The sequence below is a fragment of the Tenacibaculum sp. M341 genome (genome assembly GCF_004337695.1).
Taxonomy (GTDB): domain Bacteria; phylum Bacteroidota; class Bacteroidia; order Flavobacteriales; family Flavobacteriaceae; genus Polaribacter.
In genome coordinates this window covers 17,110-40,455 of sequence record NZ_SJXJ01000017.1, presented here as the reverse complement: position 1 = coordinate 40,455, position 23,346 = coordinate 17,110, and the positions used below count along the sequence as shown (strand labels likewise).

At 30.7% G+C, this 23,346-nt stretch carries 19 protein-coding genes and 1 other RNA gene; 13 read left to right on the top strand and 7 right to left on the bottom strand.

All coding sequences use genetic code 11. From position 1 onward, the window contains the following. Positions 1–22: 22 nt before the first annotated feature. Positions 23–1,825: a DEAD/DEAH box helicase gene (locus EYW44_RS16860; RefSeq protein ID WP_132725227.1), complete on the top strand. Its 1,803-nt coding sequence runs from the start codon at positions 23–25 to the stop codon at positions 1,823–1,825. 560 nt (positions 1,826–2,385) lie between these two features. Here the strand turns inward: EYW44_RS16860 and dnaK are convergent. Continuing rightward, positions 2,386–4,299 (bottom strand): molecular chaperone DnaK, encoded by a 1,914-nt coding sequence (gene dnaK / locus EYW44_RS16855; RefSeq protein ID WP_132725225.1) that lies wholly within the window; start codon positions 4,297–4,299, stop codon positions 2,386–2,388. A gap of 168 nt (positions 4,300–4,467) precedes the next feature. Then, positions 4,468–5,070, bottom strand: coding sequence for an NUDIX hydrolase (locus tag EYW44_RS16850; RefSeq protein WP_243643688.1), 603 nt, complete (start codon positions 5,068–5,070; stop codon positions 4,468–4,470). A 7-nt stretch (positions 5,071–5,077) separates the two neighbouring features. Between EYW44_RS16850 and pyrE the strand changes: the two genes are divergently transcribed. Beyond that, positions 5,078–5,719: an orotate phosphoribosyltransferase gene (gene pyrE / locus EYW44_RS16845; protein ID WP_132725221.1), complete on the top strand. Its 642-nt coding sequence runs from the start codon at positions 5,078–5,080 to the stop codon at positions 5,717–5,719. Between the two features lie 30 nt (positions 5,720–5,749). After that, positions 5,750–6,139: an SRPBCC family protein gene (locus EYW44_RS16840; RefSeq protein ID WP_132725219.1), complete on the top strand. Its 390-nt coding sequence runs from the start codon at positions 5,750–5,752 to the stop codon at positions 6,137–6,139. Between the two features lie 5 nt (positions 6,140–6,144). Here EYW44_RS16840 and EYW44_RS16835 read toward each other — a convergent pair whose 3' ends face one another. Next, positions 6,145–6,879, bottom strand: coding sequence for a biotin--[acetyl-CoA-carboxylase] ligase (locus tag EYW44_RS16835; protein ID WP_132725217.1), 735 nt, complete (start codon positions 6,877–6,879; stop codon positions 6,145–6,147). 89 nt (positions 6,880–6,968) lie between these two features. Between EYW44_RS16835 and rsfS the strand changes: the two genes are divergently transcribed. From rsfS to EYW44_RS16800, 7 genes are all read left to right on the top strand, one after another. Next, positions 6,969–7,337 (top strand): ribosome silencing factor, encoded by a 369-nt coding sequence (rsfS, locus tag EYW44_RS16830; protein ID WP_132725215.1) that lies wholly within the window; start codon positions 6,969–6,971, stop codon positions 7,335–7,337. A 28-nt stretch (positions 7,338–7,365) separates the two neighbouring features. Continuing rightward, the gene (gene ftsH / locus EYW44_RS16825; RefSeq protein WP_132725213.1) at positions 7,366–9,294 is read left to right on the top strand and encodes an ATP-dependent zinc metalloprotease FtsH; all 1,929 of its coding nucleotides are present in this window, start codon (positions 7,366–7,368) and stop codon (positions 9,292–9,294) included. Between the two features lie 21 nt (positions 9,295–9,315). Beyond that, positions 9,316–9,903: a hypothetical protein gene (locus EYW44_RS16820; RefSeq protein ID WP_132725211.1), complete on the top strand. Its 588-nt coding sequence runs from the start codon at positions 9,316–9,318 to the stop codon at positions 9,901–9,903. A gap of 1 nt (position 9,904) precedes the next feature. Next, on the top strand, positions 9,905–10,702 hold the full coding sequence (locus EYW44_RS16815; RefSeq protein WP_132725209.1) for a phosphatidate cytidylyltransferase: 798 nt from the start codon (positions 9,905–9,907) through the stop codon (positions 10,700–10,702). Positions 10,703–10,704: 2 nt separating this feature from the next. Further along, on the top strand, positions 10,705–10,965 hold the full coding sequence (locus tag EYW44_RS16810; protein WP_132725207.1) for an acyl-CoA-binding protein: 261 nt from the start codon (positions 10,705–10,707) through the stop codon (positions 10,963–10,965). 6 nt (positions 10,966–10,971) lie between these two features. Next, a complete protein-coding gene (locus EYW44_RS16805; RefSeq protein WP_132725205.1) occupies positions 10,972–11,607 on the top strand; it encodes a YceI family protein in 636 nt (211 codons plus the stop codon). 82 nt (positions 11,608–11,689) lie between these two features. Beyond that, entirely contained in the window at positions 11,690–13,114 is a 1,425-nt protein-coding gene (locus tag EYW44_RS16800; protein ID WP_132725203.1) for an L-serine ammonia-lyase, read from the top strand. A 77-nt stretch (positions 13,115–13,191) separates the two neighbouring features. Here EYW44_RS16800 and rny read toward each other — a convergent pair whose 3' ends face one another. The 4 genes from rny to EYW44_RS16780 all read right to left on the bottom strand — a co-directional run bounded on the left by rny (position 13,192) and on the right by EYW44_RS16780 (position 15,577). Further along, positions 13,192–14,757: a ribonuclease Y gene (gene rny, locus EYW44_RS16795; RefSeq protein ID WP_132725201.1), complete on the bottom strand. Its 1,566-nt coding sequence runs from the start codon at positions 14,755–14,757 to the stop codon at positions 13,192–13,194. 58 nt (positions 14,758–14,815) lie between these two features. Further along, a non-coding RNA gene (ssrS, locus tag EYW44_RS16790) (6S RNA) lies at positions 14,816–14,924 on the bottom strand. Positions 14,925–14,979: 55 nt separating this feature from the next. After that, the gene (locus tag EYW44_RS16785; protein WP_132725199.1) at positions 14,980–15,270 is read right to left on the bottom strand and encodes a cell division protein ZapA; all 291 of its coding nucleotides are present in this window, start codon (positions 15,268–15,270) and stop codon (positions 14,980–14,982) included. Between the two features lie 16 nt (positions 15,271–15,286). Next, complete coding sequence (locus EYW44_RS16780; RefSeq protein WP_132725197.1) at positions 15,287–15,577, bottom strand: hypothetical protein; 291 nt, start codon at positions 15,575–15,577, stop codon at positions 15,287–15,289. 147 nt (positions 15,578–15,724) lie between these two features. On the opposite strand from EYW44_RS16780, the gene EYW44_RS16775 reads away from it, so the two are divergent. From EYW44_RS16775 to EYW44_RS16765, 3 genes are all read left to right on the top strand, one after another. Then, on the top strand, positions 15,725–17,419 hold the full coding sequence (locus tag EYW44_RS16775; RefSeq protein WP_243643687.1) for a M23 family metallopeptidase: 1,695 nt from the start codon (positions 15,725–15,727) through the stop codon (positions 17,417–17,419). Positions 17,420–17,422: 3 nt separating this feature from the next. After that, positions 17,423–19,873, top strand: coding sequence for a TonB-dependent receptor (locus tag EYW44_RS16770; RefSeq protein ID WP_373681075.1), 2,451 nt, complete (start codon positions 17,423–17,425; stop codon positions 19,871–19,873). 551 nt (positions 19,874–20,424) lie between these two features. After that, positions 20,425–23,022 (top strand): beta-mannosidase, encoded by a 2,598-nt coding sequence (locus tag EYW44_RS16765; protein WP_132725195.1) that lies wholly within the window; start codon positions 20,425–20,427, stop codon positions 23,020–23,022. Positions 23,023–23,346: the final 324 nt, after the last annotated feature.

Genomic DNA, 23,346 nt, shown 5'->3' with positions numbered 1-23,346 from the left:
TCGATAAAAAACTCATAGATTTATGTCTATAACATTCTCTGATTTAGGTTTAAAACAACCTATCAATGATGCGTTGAATGATTTAGGTTATGAAAAACCTACGGTAATTCAAGAAAAAGCAATTCCACAAATATTATCATCTTCAGAAGATTTAAAAGCTTTTGCACAAACTGGTACTGGTAAAACAGCAGCTTTTAGTTTACCTATTGTTGAGTTAGCTGATACTGATAACAAAGCTACACAAGCTATTATTTTATCTCCTACAAGAGAATTAGCTGTACAAATAGGAAAAAACATTGAAGATTTCTCTAAATACATTCCTAATTTAAAAGTTGTAACAGTATACGGAGGAGCAAACATTGACCAACAAATTAAGCAACTTAAAAGAGGAGCTCAAATTGTTGTTGGTACTCCTGGTAGAACTGTTGACTTAATTAGAAGAAGAGCTTTAAGATTAGGTAGTGTAAAATGGTTAGTTTTAGATGAAGCTGATGAAATGTTAAACATGGGCTTTAAAGACGAACTTGACAAAGTTTTAGAAGCTACTCCAGATGAAAAACAAACACTTTTATTTTCTGCTACATTCCCTAGAGAAGTAGAAGCTATTGCAAGTAATTACATGACGAACCCAGTTGAAGTAGCTTCTGGTGAAAAAAATCAAGGTTCTGATAATGTAAGTCACGAATATTATTTAGTTACAGAAAGAACAAGATACCCTGCTCTAAAGAGAGTTGCAGATGTTAATCCTGATATTTATGCAATTGTTTTTTGTAGAACAAGAAGAGAAACTCAAGAAGTAGCTGACAAACTAATTCAAGATGGATATAATGCTGACTCATTGCATGGTGATTTATCTCAAGCGCAAAGAGATAGTGTTATGGAAAAATTCAGAAAAAAGAACATTCAAATACTTGTTGCTACTGATGTTGCTGCACGTGGTTTAGATGTAAACAATCTTACACATGTAATTAACCATAAATTACCAGATCAAATTGAAAATTACAACCACCGAAGTGGTAGAACTGGTAGAGCTGGTAACAAAGGGGTTTCTATTGCTTTAGTAAATAAAAAAGAGCGTTACAAACTGAATCCTATAGAGAGAATCTTAAAGAAAAAGTTTGTCCACACTCCTATTCCAACTGGTGAAGAGATTTGTAAAAAACAACTTTTCCACTTAATTGACAAAGTAGAAAACTCAGAAGTAGAAACTGGTAAAATTGATCCTTTTTTACCTAGTATTTACGAAAAATTAAATGACTTCAGTAGAGAAGAATTAATTCAGAAGTTTGTTTCTCTTGAATTTAATTCTTTCTTATCATACTACGAAAATGCACCTGATTTAAATAACGCTACTTCTAGAGATAGAGACGATAGATCTTCTTCAGGAAGAAGAAGAGAAACGAATGAAAACATGTCGCGTTTCTTTATTAATTTAGGTAGAAAAGATAGATTAAACCCAGCTAAATTGATGGGATTAATTAATGAGCAAGGGATTTCTAAAAGTGTTGAAATTGGAGCTATCGATATTTTAGATACGTTCTCTTTCTTTGAAATAGATAAAAACTTTGAAAATGACACATTAGATGCATTCTCTGCTAATAACGCTGAATTTAACGGTAGAAGAGTAAACGTTGAAATTACTAAAAATGAGCGTAAAGGTGGCGGAAGAAGAAGATCTGGTGGAGGATCTGGCGGAAGAAGAAGACGTGGAGATAGCCCTAGTAAAGGATTTGGAAGAAATAGAAGTGACAGAGACAGAAGTGAAAACAAATTCCAATCTAAAAAACAAGGAAATAAACAATTTGGAAGACGAAGAAGAAGTTAATACTTTATTATTTCAAATTATAAAATATAAAGACTGTTTAAATTAAGTTTAAACGGTCTTTTTTTATATATAAATTGTAATTATTTGTATTAAAAACAGAGTTAGTAGTAAGTAAAAAGAATCTCTACTGATGTCAGTACAGGTAGAGTGATGTTATTATTAGGGATTATTTGTAAGTTAAATTATTAACTTTTACTCACACCCTACCTTACTGACGTTACCTACATGTAATATGTTTAAGTTCCCCGACAGAACTAATATATATCTTATATAAATTGCTTAGATTAAAAGTAAGCATAAAACATTTATTAAACTAATAAATAAAATTATTTATTCTGTTTTATTTTTTAATTTAAGTCTACATATGTTAACGTTTAATACGTCTTTTTATTTTAACTAAAAATAAAGTTCTCACCAAAACCAAAATAAAACACTAAAAAACAACACCTTAAATAAAACAAATAATTCTATATTTTTTTAACATATTGAATTATAATGTAACAAAAAAAGCCATTGTAAAAAATACAATGGCTTTTTAAATTATTTAAGATAATGTTTGATTACTTCACTTCTTCGAAATCTACATCTTCTACATTATCATTATTTTCAGTTGCTCCTTGAGCATTTCCTTCTGGTTGTCCTTGAGCTCCTCCAGCAGCACCTCCTGCTTGTTGCTGAGCTGCATACATTTCTTCAGAAGCTACTTTCCATGCTTCATTGATTTTCTCCATTGCTACATCAATTTGAGCTAAATCTTTGCTCTCATGAGCTTTTTTCAACTCTTCTAAAGCAGCCTCAATTGGAGCTTTCTTATCGTCAGATAATTTATCACCAAATTCTTTTAATTGCTTCTCCGTTTGGAAAATCATAGAATCAGCTCCATTGATTTTATCAATAGTTTCTTTAGCTTTAGCATCAGCTTCTGCGTTAGCTTCAGCATCAGCTTTCATCTTTTGAATTTCTTCGTCTGTTAATCCAGATGAAGCTTCAATACGGATATTTTGAACTTTTCCTGTCGCTTTATCAGAAGCTGATACATTAATAATACCATTCGCATCAATATCAAAAGTTACTTCAATTTGAGGAACTCCTCTTGGTGCTGGTGGAATATCTGCTAATTGGAAACGTCCAATTGTTTTATTATCTGCAGCCATTGCTCTTTCTCCCTGTAATACGTGAATATCAACAGAAGGCTGGTTATCAGCAGCTGTAGAGAATACCTGAGATTTTTTAGTAGGAATCGTAGTATTTGCATCGATTAACTTAGTAAATACATTACCCATAGTTTCAATACCTAAAGATAATGGAGTTACATCTAATAAAAGAACGTCTTTTACATCACCTGTTAAAACTCCACCTTGAATAGCTGCTCCTAAAGATACAACCTCATCTGGGTTCACTCCTTTACTTGGTGCTTTTCCGAAGAACTTCTCAACTGCTTCTTGAATTGCAGGAATACGAGTAGAACCTCCAACTAAGATTACCTCATCAATATCAGAAGTTGATAAATCAGCATTCTTTAAAGCTGTTTGACATGGCTCAATAGTTCTTTTTACTAAATCATCAATTAACTGCTCAAACTTCGCTCTACTTAAAGTACGAACTAAGTGCTTAGGTCCACTTGCTGTAGCAGTAATATATGGTAAGTTAATTTCTGTAGATGTAGTACTAGATAATTCAATCTTAGCTTTTTCAGCAGCTTCTTTTAAACGCTGTAAAGCCATTGGATCTTGACGTAAATCCATGTTCTCATCAGCTTTAAACTCTTCAGCTAACCAATTGATAATTTTTTCATCAACATCATCTCCACCTAAGTGAGTATCTCCATCAGTAGCTAATACTTCAAATACTCCATCTCCTAATTCAAGAATAGAAACATCATGTGTACCTCCACCAAAGTCAAATACTACAATTTTCTTATCATCATTTGCTTTATCTAAACCGTAAGCTAAAGCTGCAGCTGTTGGTTCGTTAATAATACGACGAACTGTTAAACCTGCAATTTCTCCAGCTTCTTTAGTAGCCTGACGTTGTGCATCGTTAAAATAAGCTGGTACAGTAATTACTGCTTCAGAAACATCTTGTCCTAAATAATCTTCAGCTGTCTTTTTCATCTTTTGTAACACCATCGCAGAAATTTCTTGTGGTGTATATAAACGATCATCAATTTTTACACGTGGTGTATCGTTGTCTCCCTTTACTACTTCATAAGGCACTCTGTCAGCTTCTCTTTCTGACTCTGAGTATTTATTCCCCATAAAACGCTTAATAGAGTATACAGTTTTAGTTGGGTTAGTTACTGCTTGACGCTTTGCTGGATCTCCTACTTTACGCTCTCCTCCTTCAACAAATGCCACAACAGATGGTGTTGTTCTTTTTCCTTCTGAATTAGGAATTACCACTGGCTCGTTTCCTTCCATTACAGAAACACAAGAGTTGGTTGTACCTAAATCTATTCCTATAATTTTACTCATAATTTTATTATCGATTTAATTTTTTTATTCAATTTTACGATGAGGATAAGTCAAAGGTTATGCCAACAGTATTTTTTATTTTTTTTGACAGTTTTCACTATTATTTAATGACAGGGTGTCATAATTAAGACAAATTTCAAGTCAATTTTACCTAATTAGTATGTCTAACTATTCAATCAATTTATAAGATTGTATCACAGATTTTACATTGGTATAGGTATTAAGTAGCGCTTCTGTAATTTCTTCTTCTTTTTTAAATACTGCTTTTTTAATTCCTTCTTTTAGTAATGGTCTTGGCTTACCTTTATAATTTGTATGCATTAAAAACCAATACACCTCCTTTAATCGTTGTTGTTTCTTTTCATAAAATAAATGGTAGGTTTTCAATAAAAAATTCTGAATTTCTAAATCATCCACACCACACTCTTCTCTTACTTCTCTCATAGCTGCTGCTTCAATACTTTCATTTCCTTCTGCTCTTCCTTTTGGTAAATCCCATTTATTAGAGCGGTAAATAAATAATATTTCTTTCTTTTTATTGACAACAAGCCCACCTCCTGCACTTAGTAAGTTATAATCTTGACAAAATTGCTGCCATGCTGTGTTTAAATTTGGGGTGTAAATATAAGCTCCTCTTAAATCTCCTACTTTTACTTTTTCAATAACATCAGCAATTAGAATATTTTTTGAGTGCAAAAACTTATAATCTTCTGCTTTTTTAGAAGAAGATGTAAAAATTATAGGTCTATCATTCACAAAAACTTTATACATTTGCGGTATGATTTTAAACAAAGATACAGCAAAAAAAACTGCCGAACTTCTTTTACAGATAAAAGCTATAAAATTACAACCAAATGAACCTTTTACTTGGGCTTCAGGTTGGAAATCACCAATTTATTGCGACAATAGAGTTACACTTTCTTATCCTTCTGTTAGAAATTTCTTAAAAGAAAAGATAGCAAAATTGGTTGAAGAAAAACATGGTAAACCAGATGTTATTGCTGGAGTTGCTACTGGAGCTATTGCTATTGGTGTTTTAGTAGCACAAGAATTAGGCGTACCTTTCGTATATGTTAGACCTGAACCTAAAAAACACGGAAGAAAAAATCAAATTGAAGGTTTTTTAGAAAGCGGACAAAATGTAGTTGTTGTTGAAGATTTAATTAGTACTGGAAAAAGTAGTTTAAATGCTATTAAAGCTTTAAAAGAAGCTGGCGCAACTGTAAAAGGTATGGTAGCCATTTTTTCTTATGGTTTTACTATTGCTGAAGAAACTTTTGCTCCTCATAATTTAGATTTCACTACATTAAGTAATTACAATGTTCTTTTAGAACAAGCTTTAGAAAGCAATTACATAACAGAAAAGGAATTACATACGTTAGAGGACTGGAGGAAATCTCCAAGCACTTGGAAACAATAAAAAATCATTAACAAATATATTAGCAGCACAATGAATATTGACGGAAATAACATTACTGTACAAAAATCACCAAAAGAATTATTTGAATTTTTAACTAAACTTGAAAATTTTAGACAATTAATGCCTGAAAACACTGAGAAATTTGAAGTAGAAGGAGAATCTTTTGTTTTTGGATTAAAAGGAATGCCTGAAATAAGATTAGTTATGAAGGAAAAAACTGAATTTTCTAATGTTACATTAGGAGCTGCAAGTAGTAAATTACCTTTTACTTTAGCTGCAAACATAGAAGAAGCATCGGAAAACGAAAGTAACGTACAATTAAAATTTGAAAGTAGTTTCAATCCTATGATGGCAATGATGGTTAAAAAACCATTAACTAAATTTATTGAAACTCTTACCGATAATTTACAGAAATTATAATTGACTTAGGCAAAAGAAACTTCTTTTAAAGCATATTCTTTAATCGTTTCATCATCTAATTCAATTTTTAATTTACCATTTTGGGTATTTACTCCAATTATTTTACCCATGAAAAAAATGTTTTGAGCATCTTTAAACATGCTTGGAACATTTTTTTTGAATAATACTTCTAAATATTTTCTTTCCAATAGCTGAAATTGCCCTTTTCTTAAATAATCAATAGTTGATTTTAAACTATTAATAACAGCAACCAAAAGTTGATCTAAGTCTATTTCTTTATTAGTTATTTTCTTTAAAGAAGATGCATTTGGCAAATCTACTCCAAAATCAATTTGATTTACATTTAATCCAATTCCTATTATTGATGATGACACAAAACTTCCTTTTAAATTATTCTCAATAAGCACTCCACAAATCTTATTTTTTTCTGACAGAATGTCGTTAGGCCATTTTACTGACAGTTTAGGTAAATCAAATGATTTTAACGCCTCATAAATAGCCACACTTACCGCAAAATTTAAGTAAGGCTGATCAATTATTTTAAATTGATTATGTTTCACAAACACACTAAATATCAAGTTTTTCCCAACTTCTGAAACCCAAGTTGTATTCATTTGTCCCCTACCTGATGTTTGGTTATTTGTGGTAACAACTGTAAAGTCTTTAATTTCAGATTTAACTGACAAATTTTTCAAAAAAGAATTCGTAGATTCGGTGGCATCAAGTTTGATCAATATCATATCGTTGTAAATGAGATTTAACTCATTTCAATATTACGTAAATTACTCGCAAAAAAACAATAACTTTGCTAAAAAACTAAAAACATTTAATGACAAAAACACAAGCAAGTACAGACGAACTAATTGCAGCAATTATTAAAGGTATAGATGATGTAAAAGGAGAGAACATTCAATTGTTAGATTTAAGGAAAATTGAAAATACCGTTTGTGATTATTTTGTAATTTGCACAGGAAATTCAAACACTCAAGTTAACGCTATCTCCGGCTCGGTGCACAAAGTGGTTAGCAAAGAACTTAAAGACAAACCTTTCAATGTTGAAGGGCAAGGTAATTCTGAATGGGTTTTAATGGATTATGTGAATATTGTTGTTCATATATTTCAAAAACATGTTCGTGATTACTACGATATAGAGAGTCTTTGGGGAGATGCTAAAATCACTCAAATAAACCCAGCTTAATTTATAACCTTTTCATAATACATCTTTTATGAGCGAAAAGAAAAATAACAAACCTAAAATAAAATTAAATTCTTACTGGATTTACATACCTATCGTATTGTTTCTTCTAGCGATGAGCTTATTTAGCAACTCTTCTGCTTTATCTTCTAGGAATATATCAACCTACGACTTTAAAGAAATATTAGAGGCTAATGACATCAAAAAAATTATCATCGTAAACAATTCTAAAGCTGAAATTTACATTAAAGAAGAAGCTTTAAAGAAAGAGAGATACGAAAAAATTACAAAGTCTACGTTTTACAGAAAAGGATCTTCTTTATATGAATATAATTTTGGAGATCTTCAAAATTTTGAAAACAAATTAGATCAAGCAAAAAAACAGTATAACTTATCATTCGATTATGATAATACTGAACGTACTAGTTTTGCTGAAACACTAATTAACTTTTTACCTTTTATACTGCTAATCGCTATCTGGTTATTCTTCATGAGAAGAATGTCTGGAGCTAGTGGTGGTACTGGCGGTGGTGGTCAAATATTTAACATTGGAAAATCTCGTGCTAAACTTTTTGATGAAAACACTAAGGTTAAAACTACATTTAAAAACGTTGCAGGTTTAGAAGGTGCTAAAGAAGAAGTTCAAGAAATTGTTGACTTCTTAAAGAACCCTGAAAAATACACCAAATTAGGTGGAAAAATACCAAAAGGAGCTTTATTAGTAGGACCTCCAGGTACAGGTAAAACTTTATTAGCTAAAGCTGTTGCGGGTGAAGCTGGAGTACCTTTCTTCTCACTTTCTGGTTCAGATTTTGTAGAAATGTTTGTAGGTGTTGGTGCTTCTCGTGTAAGAGACTTATTTAAACAAGCACAACAAAAATCGCCATCAATTATCTTTATTGATGAGATTGATGCTATTGGACGTGCTCGTGGTAAAAATAGTATGACAGGTGGTAACGATGAACGTGAAAACACATTAAACCAATTATTAACTGAAATGGATGGTTTTGGTACAGATACAAATGTAATTGTATTGGCTGCTACAAACCGTGCTGAAATTTTAGATAAAGCCTTAATGCGTGCTGGTAGATTTGATAGACAGATTTATGTTGACTTACCAGATTTACACGAACGTAGAGAAATTTTTGAAGTACATATTAAGCCTTTAAAATTATCTGACGACGTTAATTTAGAATTCTTAGCGCAACAAACTCCTGGTTTTTCTGGAGCTGATATTGCAAACTTATGTAATGAAGCTGCTTTAATTGCTGCTAGAAATAATAAATCAGCTATCCACCATCAAGATTTCTTAGACGCTGTAGATAGAATTGTAGGTGGTTTAGAAAAGAAAAACAAAGTAATTACTCCTAAAGAAAAGAAAGTAATTGCTTACCACGAAGCGGGTCATGCTACTGTTAGTTGGATGTTAAAATATGCTGCTCCATTAGTAAAAGTAACAATTGTTCCAAGAGGTCAATCTTTAGGTGCAGCTTGGTATTTACCTGAAGAAAGAAAAATTGTACAGACAGAACAAATGCTAGATGAGATGTGTGCTACAATGGGTGGACGTGCTGCTGAAAAATTAATTTTCGATAAAATATCTACAGGAGCTTTAAGTGATTTAGAAAAAGTTACAAAACAAGCTCGAGCAATGGTAACTGTTTACGGTTTAAACGAAGAAGTTGGTAATGTTACTTATTACGATTCTTCTGGAAACGATTCTTTCGTAAAGCCGTACAGTGAAGAAACAGCTAAAACTATTGATGAAGAGATTTCTAAAATTATAGAAGGTCAATATGTTAGAGCTATAGAAATCTTAGATCAACATAGAGATAAATTGGATATTTTAGCTCAAAAGCTTCTAGAAAAAGAGGTGATTTTCAAAGATGATTTAGTTGAAATCTTTGGTAAAAGACCTTTTGAAACAGAAAACCCTGAATTAAATAAACAAGAAGAATAAAATAAATAAAGTAACTTTTTAATGAACTTTTTAAGAAAGTTATTTAGATCATTTCAAGAATCGGATAAAGATAAGCAGATTAACAAACAACCTGTAAACTTATCTTTAGACGATTCTTTTGTACATCATTTTATAAATAAAGGAGGCAAATTTCTATATTCTACTAAAATTGATGAAGTAACAGTAAATCTTAATCATATATTAGTAGAAAACAATTGGAATGAAGTTGTTTGTAATGATTTTGATTTACTTACATTGTTAAAAAAAACAAAGGTAAAAGTAGTTCCTACATTTAAAACTGGAATACCTGTATTTATTCCTTGTGAGCATTTAATTGCTAACTCAGGAGAAATACTCCTATCATCAAATCAAATTGGAGGAAATAAACTTCCATCATTATCTGATGATTTTATTGTGTATGCTACAACTAGCCAATTAGTAAAGAATATTGGAGAAGGTTTGACTGGAATTAAGATGAACTTTAAAGGTAATATTCCTACAAACATCTGTTCTATCAAAAAATATGTAATTTCTGAAGTCGATGATATTTTAAGTCACGGTAATAGTAATTCTAAAAATTTATATTTGCTTCTTTTTGAAGATCTCTAGTATGAATAATTTTGTCACTCGTAGTATTTCTGCACTAGTATATGCTGGTATATTTATTTTTGCTATTCTTTTTTCAGAGCAAACTTATATTCTTTTAATAGCTTTTTTTGCTTGTGTATGTATTTGGGAATTCTCCAAAATTATAAATTCAAAAGCTACAATTGTATACTTATTATTCTCAATAGGTTTAGTAGCTTTAAAATACTATAATTTAATTCCACAAAACATTCTTTCTGTTTTGCTAGCAATATCGTTGTTAGTTTCAACTTATTTGATTCTGAACTTATATAGTAAATCTTACATACCGCTAAGAGAACTTCAAAGATTTATATTACTTACAGCGTATGTTTTGATGTCTTTCTTCTTTTTAACTTATTTACCTTTTAAAGAAGGAATTTACCAACCTAATGTAATTATATTTATTATTCTTATTATTTGGGCTAACGATAGTTTTGCCTATCTGATTGGTAAGAATTTTGGAAAACATAAACTTTTCGAACGTATTTCACCTAAAAAAACTATTGAAGGTTTTATTGGTGGATTAGTTTTCTCTATAATTACTGGATGTATTGTTAGTCAATTCTCTTTATCATATACACTTATGAATTGGATTATTATTTCAATAATAGTATCCATACTGGGAACTTTTGGTGATTTAGTTGAAAGTAAATTTAAAAGACAAGCCAATGTTAAGGATAGTGGAACAATTATGCCTGGTCATGGAGGTTTATTAGATCGACTAGATAGCTTGTTTTTCCTTGCTCCCTTCGTATATTTGTATTTGCATTTTTTATTGTAAAAATGAATTCAGACTTAGACATTCAATTTAGTAACGCTGTTAAAAAGGTTTCAGAAACAGAGGAGAAATTTGCTCCTGATGTTTTATTGAGATTATACGCTTACTATAAACAAGCAACGAAAGGAGATCAATTTGATTTTAATAATGAAGAGGATAATTTAAAAAATGCATTTAAGTTCAATGCCTGGATTCAATTAAAAGGTATGAATGAAACCGAAGCAAAAGAAAATTATATCAAACTCGTTAACTCAATCTTAAAATAACACGTAATGAAAAAAATCTTAGTATATGTAAGTTTTGCTCTTTTAACTATCACAGCAACATCTTGTAAAAGTGAAGCTAAGAAAGAAGAGAAAAAAGAAGAAACTACTACCACTGTAGTAGAAAAAACAGCTCCATATTCATTAAAAACAGCTGAAAATAGCATCAACTTTACCGCATACAAAACAACAGAAAAAGTACCTGTTAAAGGTGTATTTAAAAAAGTGAATGTATTAAAAGGTGGCGAAGGAAATTCTGTTAAAGAAGCTATCAATGGTACTGAATTTGAAATTCCTATTAGCAGTATAGAAACTAAAGACAACGGAAGAAACTTAAAAATTAGAAAATTTTTCTTTGGTGTTATGGAAAATACAGTTTCTCTAACTGGAAAATTAATGATTGACAATGATAGTACAGGTACTGCCGATTTTACTATGAACGGATTAACTACCAAGTTACCTTTCACTTATTCAATTGATGGTAAAGTTTTTACAATGAACACTATTATGGATGTTAATAAATGGAATGCTCAAAGTGCTATTGACTCTTTAAATGTAGTTTGTAAAGATTTACACAAAGGTGCTGACGGAGTATCAAAAACTTGGAATGAAGTAGCTATAAATGTGATTTCTACATTTAAATAGCCTTTTTTTTAAATAAAATAGAAAAACCTGTATTTTTTAAATACAGGTTTTTCTATTTTTGCAATAACAAACAACAAACTTTATGTCTCAATTTATTAGTGTTTTCGATATGCTGAAGATTGGTGTGGGTCCATCTAGCTCACACACACTGGGTCCCTGGAGAGCAGCACAGCAATGGATAAAGAAACTAAAGCAAAATTCTAAGTTCGATCAAATAACTACTATAAAAGTAGATTTATACGGATCTCTTTCTCTAACTGGTAAAGGTCATGCTACAGACTTAGCTGTACTTTTAGGATTAAGTGGTACTGATCCTGAATTTATACCTATAGATGATATTAATATCATTATTGAAAAAATAAAAAACACCAATTCACTTTTATTTAACGGTGAAAAGCAGCTAAATTTTACTATAGGAAATGTAGTATTTAACAGAGAATTTTTACCTTTTCATGCAAATGGTCTCACTTTTAGAGGTTTTGATAATGAAAATACAGAAATCTCATCTGAAACTTTTTACTCTATTGGAGGAGGATTTGTTATGCAAGAGGATGCTAAAATAGAAACTCTTGAAAAAGAAGATGTTTCTTTTCCTTATCCAATTACCAAAGCTGCTGAACTTGATAGTTATTGTAAAAAATTTAATAAAACAATTTCAGAAATTGTATTTGAAAATGAATCGGTTATAAGAAGTAAAGAAGAAATATACTCGAAGTTAGATGGCGTTTGGAATACCATGTTAGAATGCATGTATATTGGCTGTCATACTGAGGGGATATTACCTGGCGGTTTAAATGTAAAACGTAGAGCTTTTGCTACACATGAAAAATTAATTAAAGACACCATATACAGTAACAAAGAAGAATGGCTAGCTGGTATTAGAAAAACTGAAGTAAAGTTTAGAGAAATATTAAAATGGGTAAGTTGTCTTGCTTTATCTGTAAATGAAGTCAATGCTTCTTTAGGTCGTGTAGTTACAGCACCAACTAATGGTAGTGCTGGAGTTATTCCTGCTGTTTTAATGTATTACATGGTTATTGAAAACCATGAGGCAACAATAGATCATGTTAGACGATTTTTATTAGTTGCTGGGGAGATTGGTAGTATTTTTAAGAAAAACGCAACGATTTCAGCTGCTATGGGTGGTTGTCAGGCTGAAATTGGAGTATCATCTGCTATGGCTGCAGCAGCCTTAACTGAACTATTAGGAGGAACTCCTTCTCAATGTTTAGAAGCTTCTGAAATAGCAATGGAGCATCATTTAGGTTTAACGTGTGATCCTATTGGTGGTTTGGTACAGATACCTTGTATAGAACGTAATGCTATGGGAGCTATTAAAGCCATCAACGCTGCAGAATTAGCTCTAGAAACAAATCCAGACGAAGCAGTTGTTCCTTTGGATAAAGTTATTGAAACCATGTGGGAAACTGCTAAAGACATGAATAAAAACTATAAAGAAACTTCAGAAGGAGGATTAGCAGTAACAGTAGGACTAGCTGATTGTTAATTTCAACTTCTAACTATAAAAAAATCCTGCAAATATTAATTTGCAGGATTTTTTATTTGTTTTTGTTTAGTAGAAACTTACTTCGCTACATTTACAGCTCTAGTTTCTCTAATTACAGTAACTTTTACTTGTCCTGGATATGTCATATCATTTTGTATCTTTTGAGAGATATTAAACGATAATTCTGATGCTTTTTCATCATTTACCTTAGTACTTTCTACCATAACACGTAATTCTCTACCTGCTTGTATCGCATAAGCTTTTTGTACACCATTAAATCCAAAAGCAATATCTTCTAAATCTTTTAATCTTTGAATATAGCTATCTAAAACTTGACGTCTTGCACCTGGTCTTGCTCCAGAAATAGCATCACACACCTGAACAATAGGAGCTAATAAACTCTTCATTTCAATTTCGTCATGGTGAGCTCCAATAGCATTACATACATCTTTCTTCTCTCCATATTTCTCTGCCCATTGCATTCCTAATAATGCGTGAGGTAATTCGCTTTCTGTATCTGGTACTTTACCAATATCATGTAATAAACCAGCTCTCTTAGCAGCTTTAGCGTTTAATCCCATTTCAGCAGCCATTATTCCACATAAATTAGCGACTTCTCTTGAGTGCTGTAATAAATTTTGTCCGTAAGAAGAACGATACTTCATTCTACCAACTGTTTTAATTAATTCAGGGTGTAATCCATGAATTCCTAAATCAATAACAGTTCTCTTACCTACTTCAATAATCTCTTGATTGATTTGTTTTTCAGTCTTCTTAACAATCTCTTCAATTCTTGCTGGGTGAATTCTACCGTCAGTAACTAGTTTATGCATTGCTAAACGAGCAATCTCTCTACGAACAGGATCAAAACAAGATAATATAATTGCCTCTGGAGTATCATCAACAATAATTTCTACCCCTGTTGCTGCTTCTAAAGCTCTAATATTACGACCTTCTCTACCAATGATTCTTCCTTTTACGTCATCAGATTCAAGATTAAATACAGATACACAGTTTTCAATAGCTTGCTCTACTCCTACTCTTTGAATTGTATTTAAAACAACTTTTCTAGCTTCTTGCTGAGCTGTCATTTTAGCTTCTTCAATACTCTCTTGAATAAAACTCATTGCATCTGCTTTGGCTTCTTCTTTTAATGAAGCTACTAATTCTGTTTTTGCTTCATCAGCAGAAAAACCAGAAATTTGCTCTAACATGTCTACATGACGTTTGTGCAATTTTTCTATCTCAGACTCTCTTTTATCAAGAAACTCTAATTTGTAGTCTAATTCAGACTCTTTTTTCTCTAAAGATTGGGTTAGCTTTTTATTTTTATCTAATTCAGAAGAAACTCTTGATTCTTTATCTCTAATGCGCTTTTCTACATCAGACATTTTCTTTTCTCTTCCTAAAATTACTTTTTCATGCTCGGCTTTAAGTTCAATAAACTTTTCTTTTGCCTGTAATATTTTATCTTTTTTTACCGCTTCAGCCTCTACCTTGGCTTCTTTTATGATGTTTTTTGCTTCCTTATCTGTTTCTCTTAATAACTTGTTTGCTTTTGTTTTCTCTAACATTTTTGCGATCACAAAACCAACAACTATACCTACAAGGCCAAGTAAAATTGGCACTACTAAATCTCCCATATCTATAATTTGAATAAATATTCTTAAATAAAAAAAGCCTATACTAGTAAGGTTTTATAAACTCCTTTAAAACAGGTTTAGAACTAACTGGCTGATCAAGGATCCGTAGTAATTACGGCGTGCTTTAGTAACCTAGACTCATTCTTTTTAATTGAATAGTGTTGAGTTTATTAAACTATAATACTAATATAGGCAGTATCTTAATGTTTTATATTGATGAACTTATTTTAAATGATGATCCAACAAATTAGCTATCTCATTTATTTTACTTAATGCTTTTATAGCATCATCTGCTTCTTTGATAGTATTAATTTCTAACTTAGAAGCAAACTGAAGTGCGCACATTGCTAACACATCTTGTTTGTCTGCTACCGCATAGTTTTGTTCAAAATTCAAAATTAAATCATTGATATTTTTAGCTGCTTTCCTCATTCCTTCCTCTTCTTGTTCATTATTTACAATAAGAGGGTAACTTCTGCCAGCTATGATAACATTAACTTTAATTTTTTCCATTTTTACAAAGAACTTATTATGCGTTTAAGAGTAATATACATTTATCTATTTCTCTTATTAAAGCATTTATCTTGAGTTTTGTATTTCTCGTATCTTCACTACTGCCTTCCATAGTTTTTGCAACTTTTAAAATATCAAATTGTTTTCTTTGATTATCTAATTGCTGCCTAGTTTCACTTAATAAAATTTGCGTTTGACCATTTTGTTGAAGCAATATTTCGTTTTCCTTTTTTAAAAATTCATATTTCGTTACCAGATCTTTAATTTTAACTTCCAGTAAATGAATTGCTTCTAATGTATCATTCATTTATTTGATGTGAATAAACTATTTCAACAAAGTTAACAATCTCATTTAAAAATCGCAACTGTTTGTAGTTTTTTTATCAAACCACTGGTTTCCAGTAAAATAAATTTTGGCATTATTTTAGTACTTTTGTTAGTAAACTGAGACGATTTGAAATATTATTTTACACTCCTATTCTTATCTTTTTGCGTGTTGGGAACTTCTCAAAAGAAATACCCACAAGAGTATTTTGCTCCGCCTATGAAAATCCCCATCGTACTTGCAGGTACTTTTGGTGAATTAAGAAGTAATCATTTTCATTCTGGTATTGATATTAAAACACAACAACGCGAAGGAATTCCTATTTATGCACCCGCAAGCGGATATATTTATAGAATTAAAGTTGCTCAATATGGTTTTGGTAAAGTATTGTACATGAAACACCCTAGTGGTCATACCACAGTGTATGCTCATTTACAAAAGTTTTCGCCAGAAATTCAAGAATATGTAAAAAAAACACAGTATAGTAAACAAAATTATTACACTGGTAATTTGTTTCCTGCTGAAGATAAATTTGTATTTGAAAAGGGTGATTTAATAGCTTATTCTGGAGATACAGGTAGTTCAGGTGGTCCACATTTACACTACGAAATAAGAGATTCTAAAACTGAAAAAATAATCAATCCAATGCATTTTGGATTAACAGCTAAAGATACCAAGTCTCCATCTATTCAAAAGTTAATGATTTTTCCATTGGATAAAGATTCAAGAATTAATAATTCTAATAATAAAACGATTATTCCTATTAAAAACTTAGGCAAAGGAAATTACGTAGCTGAGCATTTTACAGCTAGCGGTAATATTGGTTTTGGGGTAAGTGTTTTTGATCGTTTAGATGATGCTCCTAATAAAAATGGAATTTATAGTTTACAAATGAACGTAAATGGAGAAAAAGTATATTATCATGATTTAGAAACTTTTTCATTTGCTGAAAGTAAATACATAAATCTTTTAATTGATTATGAACATTATGCTAAATATAAAAACAGATTTCAGAAAACTCATAAAGTAGCTAAAAACAAACTTAGTCTTTATGAAGATTTAGTAAACGATGGTAAAATAATTGTAAATCCTCACGAAAATTATAAAGTAGATATTATTGCTAAAGATTATGAAGGTAATACCTCTACTTTACGAATTCCGATTAAAGGAGTAGAAAGTTCTCCAATAATGTATGAAAAAGACACTACCGAATATAAAATAACAACGGGAAAGTTTCACAAGTTTACAAAAGAAAACGTATCTATAGCTATTCCTAAAAATAGTTTTTACTATGATACTTTCTTAGATTTTGAAGTGGAAAATGGAGTTGCTAAAATTCATGAACCTATTATACCTTTAGACAAAAAATTCACACTTACATTTAACACATCAAATTTAAATGCTACCCAAAGACAACAAGTTTACATAGCAAACGTTAGTAAACCTAAATACCCAAGGTATGTATCAACCAAGAAAAAGCAAAATAAAGTATACACAAATCAAAAATCTTTAGGAAGCTATACTTTAAAGTACGATTCGATAAAACCTACAATTTCATTAGTTAATTTTTCTAATGGAAAATGGATTTCTCAGAACAAAACACTGAAAGTCAAAATAAAGGATAAAGAATCGGGCATTAAAAGTTTTAGAGGTACTATAGATAATGAGTGGATTCTTATGGAATACAATCATAAAAAAGGTATTTTAACATACGATTTTACCGATAAAAAGTTGGTAGGGTCTAAACATATTTTTAAAATTGTAGTTTCAGATAATGTGGGAAATACAAAAACACTTTCAACCACATTTTACCGTAAAGAATAGATTATTTTGAGAACATTATTACTTACACTTTTATTTCCTCTTATTATTTTTGGTCAAAGAATGTCAACTGTAAAAGGACAAATAGTTGACAAATCAAATAAACCCATAGAAGGAGTTGCCATTAGTTTTTTAAACAAAGGAACCACTACTGATAACAACGGGAATTATGAATTTAAAATTCCTATTAGAAAAACAGTAGCAGTTACTTTTACCCATGTTTCATATAAAACCATCGTAAAAAAGTTTACTACTAGAGGACAAAAAACTATTACCTTCTCCCCTATTTTATCTAATAAAAATGAAGAATTAGATGAAATTATAGTAAAAGATCAAAGAAAAGAAGCACAAGGTATTACAAAAATAGACACCCAGAAAGTTGAAACTATTGTAGGACCTAATGCTGGAGTTGAATCCGTTTTAATGACATTACCTGGAGTAAGTAACAATAATGAATTAAGTACACAATATAATGTTAGAGGAGGAAACTTTGATGAAAATTTAGTATATGTAAACGGTATTGAAGTTTACAGACCTTTTTTAATTAGATCTGGTCAACAAGAAGGATTAAGTTTTATAAATCCTCACATGGTACAAAATATTGATTTTTCTGCTGGTGGTTTTCAAGCAAAATATGGAGATCGTTTATCTTCTGTTTTAGATATTACCTACAGGAAACCCAAAAAATTTCAAACACAAATTGACTTAAGTTTATTAGGAGCAAGTGCCACTACAGAAGGTGTTTTTCTTAATAATAAATTAAGTGCTATTGTAAGTGCTCGCTACAGAGATAATAGTTTACTTGTAAATAATAAGCAAACTGAAGTTAACTTTAGACCTAATTTTACAGATGTACAAACTTATTTATCTTATGAATTAAATAAAAAATTAACTTTAAACTTTTTAGGTAATTTTTCACTAAACAATTATAATTACCAACCATTAACACGACAAACTCGTGCTGGTACAGTAGCAGACCCTATTCAGTTGACAATTCTTTACCAAGGACAAGAAAAAGATGCTTTTCAAACTTTATTTGGTGCTATTTCTGCTGATTATGAGGTTAACGATAATCTAAAATTAACCGGAACTGTTTCTTCTTTCAATACACAAGAAGAAGAATACTTTGATATTTTTGCCGCTTACAGATTAGGAGAAGTAAACACTAATATTGGAGATGAAAACTTTGGTGAAGCTGAATTTACACAAGGTATAGGATCTCAATTTGATCATGCTCGTAACGATTTAGATGCATTAATTAGCAATGTACAAGTTAGAGCTACTTTAAAAGACAACGATAACGAATGGAGAGCTGGTGTAAAATATCAAACAGAAAATATAAAAGACCGAATTAGAGAATGGATTGTTATTGATAGTGTTGGTTTTTCTGTGCGTCCTCCATTATTAAATATCATAAACGATCAACCATACACACCTTTTACGGGACCTTTAGAACCTTTCCAACAAGTAAGAGCTCAAAATAATGTAGACATTAACAGGGTTACTGGTTTTGTTCAATTTAGCAGAAAAACAAATTGGAATGATCATCAAATATGGTTTAACCTTGGTGTTAGAGCTCAACATTGGTCTGTAAATGATGGAATTTCAGCAGCTGTTAACCAAACCATTATTAGTCCTAGAGTACAATTTGCCATCAAGCCAGACTGGGACAAAGACATACTTTTTAGAATATCTGGTGGTATGTACGCACAACCTCCTTTTTATAAAGAATTAAGAGGATATGACGGAAATGTAAATCCGAATGTAAAAGCTCAAAAATCAATTCACGCTGTCTTAGGAAACGATTATAGTTTTACCATGTGGAATCGCCCTTTTAAACTTGTAACAGAATTGTATTATAAAGATTTAAGCGATGTAAATGCATATTCTATAGATAATGTTCGTATTCGTTATAGAGCTGATAATATTACCGCTGCTTATGCTTATGGTTTAGATGTTAGATTGAATGGTGAATTTGTTCCTGGAAATGATAGCTGGGTAAGTTTTGGGTATTTAAAAACAGAAGAAAATATTGGTAACAGAGGTTACATTGCACGTCCTACGGATCAAAGAATTAAGTTTGGAGTACTTTTTCAAGATTATGTTCCTAACCTACCTGACTTAAAGGCTTACCTGAATTTAGTATATAATTCTGGTGTACCTGGTGGAGCACCTGCTTATGCAGATGTATATAATTTTCAGAATAGATTAAGAGATTACAGGCGTGCCGATATTGGTGTTTCATATGTTTTTGTGGATGCTAATAAAAAAGCTACCAGTAACTTTTTAGGTAATTTTGAAGAATTAACCGCTGGTTTAGAATTATTCAACATGTTTGACATTCAAAACTCTATCACAAACACTTGGGTTAGAGATATTTTTAGTAGACAACAAATAGGTATTCCTAATTTTATGACTGGTAGAGTATTAAATGTAAAACTTAAAATGAAGTTTTAGATTACTTATTCTTATCAAAAAATAAAAAACCATCTGCAATGCAGATGGTTTTTCACTTTATATGGATATTTCTTTATGAAAAGGTAAACTATGCTATTACATATCCTCCTTTACCATCACAGAAGTAAACACAATGTTCTCTTACACATTTAGTACGAGTAGTTGCAGCTCTACATACTTCTACACAACTACGTGTATCAATAAGTATAGGTAATATACCTCCTGTAATCTCTTCTTGTTACTTTTTACTTAAAGTCTTCCCAATGGTTAATATTTTTTTCATTTGTTTTAAATTATATGATTAATTAATATTCCTTTCAAAGTCTTAATTTTCATCTAAATACACAATAAGAAATAAATGAAACAATCTATTTCATATTCGTTATTGTTTTTTTCAAAACTTATAATCAAATCGTTACAAAAATAATTCTTTCTATATTAAACCTTTAAAGTTAAAATAGGCTAATAATATGTCAGAAAAAGTCAAACTTTTTTCTTTTTAATTTGATTAACTTGGTAGATTAAGTTTACAAACCAAATCAATTTAACTTATGAAAACATATTGGCATATTTATGGTGCTCTTTTTATCCTTTTTGCCACCATTGGATGTAAAAAAGCATCCTTTGTAAATGTAAAAGAGCTTCATACTAATTGGCAGTTTAAAAAAGCTGATGATAGCGAATGGAAAAACGCTACGGTACCAGGAACTGTTCATACTGATTTACTAGCTAACAAAGAAATAAAAGATCCTTTTTACAGATTAAATGAACATGATGTTCAATGGATAGACAAAGAAGATTGGGAATATAAAACTAATTTCTCTGTAACCGAAGAAGAGTTATCAAACGAAAATATTGAACTAGAATTTAAAGGCTTAGATACTTATGCTAAAATTTTTGTGAACGATTCTCTTATTTTAGAAACAGATAATATGTTCAGAAGCTATAAAGTAGATGTAAAACCCTATGTAAAAAAAGAGACAAATGAATTACGTGTATTATTAATATCACCTATTAAAGAAGGAATTAAAAAACACGATGCTATTGATTATAACATAACTGTTTCTGATAATGATCTTGCTGAAATAGGTAAAGTTGAAGAGAATAAAAAAGTAAGTATCTTCTCAAGAAAAGCTGGATATCATTTTGGATGGGACTGGGGACCAAGATTGGTTACTTCAGGTATTTGGAGACCTGTAATTTTAAGAAGTTGGAATTCTTTTAAAATAGATGATGTTTTTATTCAGCAAAAAAGTATTGATACAAAAGCTTCTTTAAATGCTAAAATAGCACTGAATGTTAATAAACCTTTTGAAAAGAGTACTATTGAGGTTTTTGTAAACAACCAACCAGTAAAAAAAGAAGAACATACTCTTAAATCTGGTATGAATTCTATCAATATCCCTTTTGAAATTGAAAATCCTGAATTATGGTGGCCAAATGGAATGGGAAAACAACATTTATACAATGTTGACATAAAAATTTCTGCTGATAAACATTCGGATAGTTTTTCTCATAAAGTTGGTTTAAGAACTGTAGAGTTAATTACCGAAAAAGATTCTATTGGAAGCTCTTTTTACTTTAAAGTAAATGGAAAACCTACTTTTATGAAAGGGGCTAATTACATACCACAAGACATTTTTTTACCACGTGTTGATAAATCTAATTATGAACACATTTTACAATCTGCTAAAGATGCAAACATGAATATGATTCGTGTTTGGGGTGGTGGTGTATATGAACATCAAGACTTTTACAAACTTTGCGATGAAAAAGGATTATTAGTTTGGCAAGATTTTATGTTTGCTTGTGCTATGTACCCTGGTGATGACAATTTCTTAGAAAGCGTAAAACAAGAGGCTATAGACAATGTGAAAAGATTACGAAACCATACCTCTATAGCGTTATGGTGCGGTAACAACGAAGTATTATCGGCATGGGAACGTTGGGGTTGGAAACAACAAACCGAAGAAAAGCAATCGAAAGAAAAGGCTGAAATAGTTTGGAAAGCATATACCGATATTTTCCATAAAGTACTTCCTGAGGTAGTAGAGAAATATGATGCTGATAGAAGATACTGGGCATCCTCTCCTAGTAGTGAACTAGGTGTTCCAGAATCTCATACTGATGGTGATGCTCATTATTGGGGCGTATGGTGGGGTAAAGAACCTTTTGAAAACTATAATGTAAAAATCCCTCGATTTATGTCGGAATTTGGATTTCAATCTTTTCCAGAACTTTCAACTGTAAATAAATATGCTTTACCTGAAGATCATGATATCTTTTCTGAAGTAATGAAATCACATCAAAGATCAAGTATTGGAAATGGCACTATAGAAGAGTATATGTTGCGCCATTACAAAAAACCTAAAGACTTTGAAAGCTTCTTATATGTTAGTCATTTATTACAAGCTTACGGAATTTCTACTGGTATAGAAGCGCACCGTAAAAATAGAGCTCGTTGTATGGGATCATTATACTGGCAAATTAACGACTGTTGGCCTGTAGCTTCGTGGTCTAGTATTGATTATTTTGGTAAATGGAAAGCATTACATTATGGTGTAAAAAAATCTTTTAAAAAGACAATTGTTAGCTTCGATAAACAAGAAGATGATATTGCCGTTGTAATTGCTACTGACTCTCTCCAAGACTTAAATACAAACTTAACGATACAACTATTAAATTTTAATGGTGAAGAGCTTAAATCATGGAAAAAAGACATTCTTGTTAAGGCTAACAGTTCTGAAACTTATATCAAATTATCTAAAAAAGAACTTGATCTATTTAAAGATAAGTTTAACAATTCATTTTTACAAGCAACTCTTTCTACAAATAATAATATTATTGACGATAAACAGTTCTTTATAGTTCCTTTTAAAGAATTAGTGTTGCCTGATCCAGAAATTTCATTTAGTGTTACTGAAAACAATGATTCTTATTCAATAACTATTGAAAACAAAAAACTAGCAATAGGAGTATTTGCTGCGGGTAATTTTGATGAAAATTTTTCTGACAACTACTTTAACTTGTTACCTAACACACAAAAAACTATAAAGATTAAAAAAGGTAATTATAACACAATTAGTGATTTTAAAAATGCATTAAAAGTAATGAGTTTGGTAGATAGCTACAAAGATGATGAACTTTAAAATATAAAAACAGCTTAAATAGCCTTTTAAAACTTTTAAATAAGAAAAGTCCCATTTTAAAATTTAAAATGGGACTTTTTATTTTGTAAACTATTATGCTTTCTTAATTATAAACACAATATCCATATCCTTCGTAAGGACTTCTTACACAAGAATAATCTCCTATACTAGCTGTTGGATCTAAATCATAGCAATCTTGCCATGTGAAACAAAATAATGTAACACCTCCGTTAACTGTTTTTTGTTCTGATTTAGTTAGTTTTTTTCCTAATTTCTCTACGTTTTTAAAAATAATTGAAAATTTTTATTTGGTTAATTAAAATA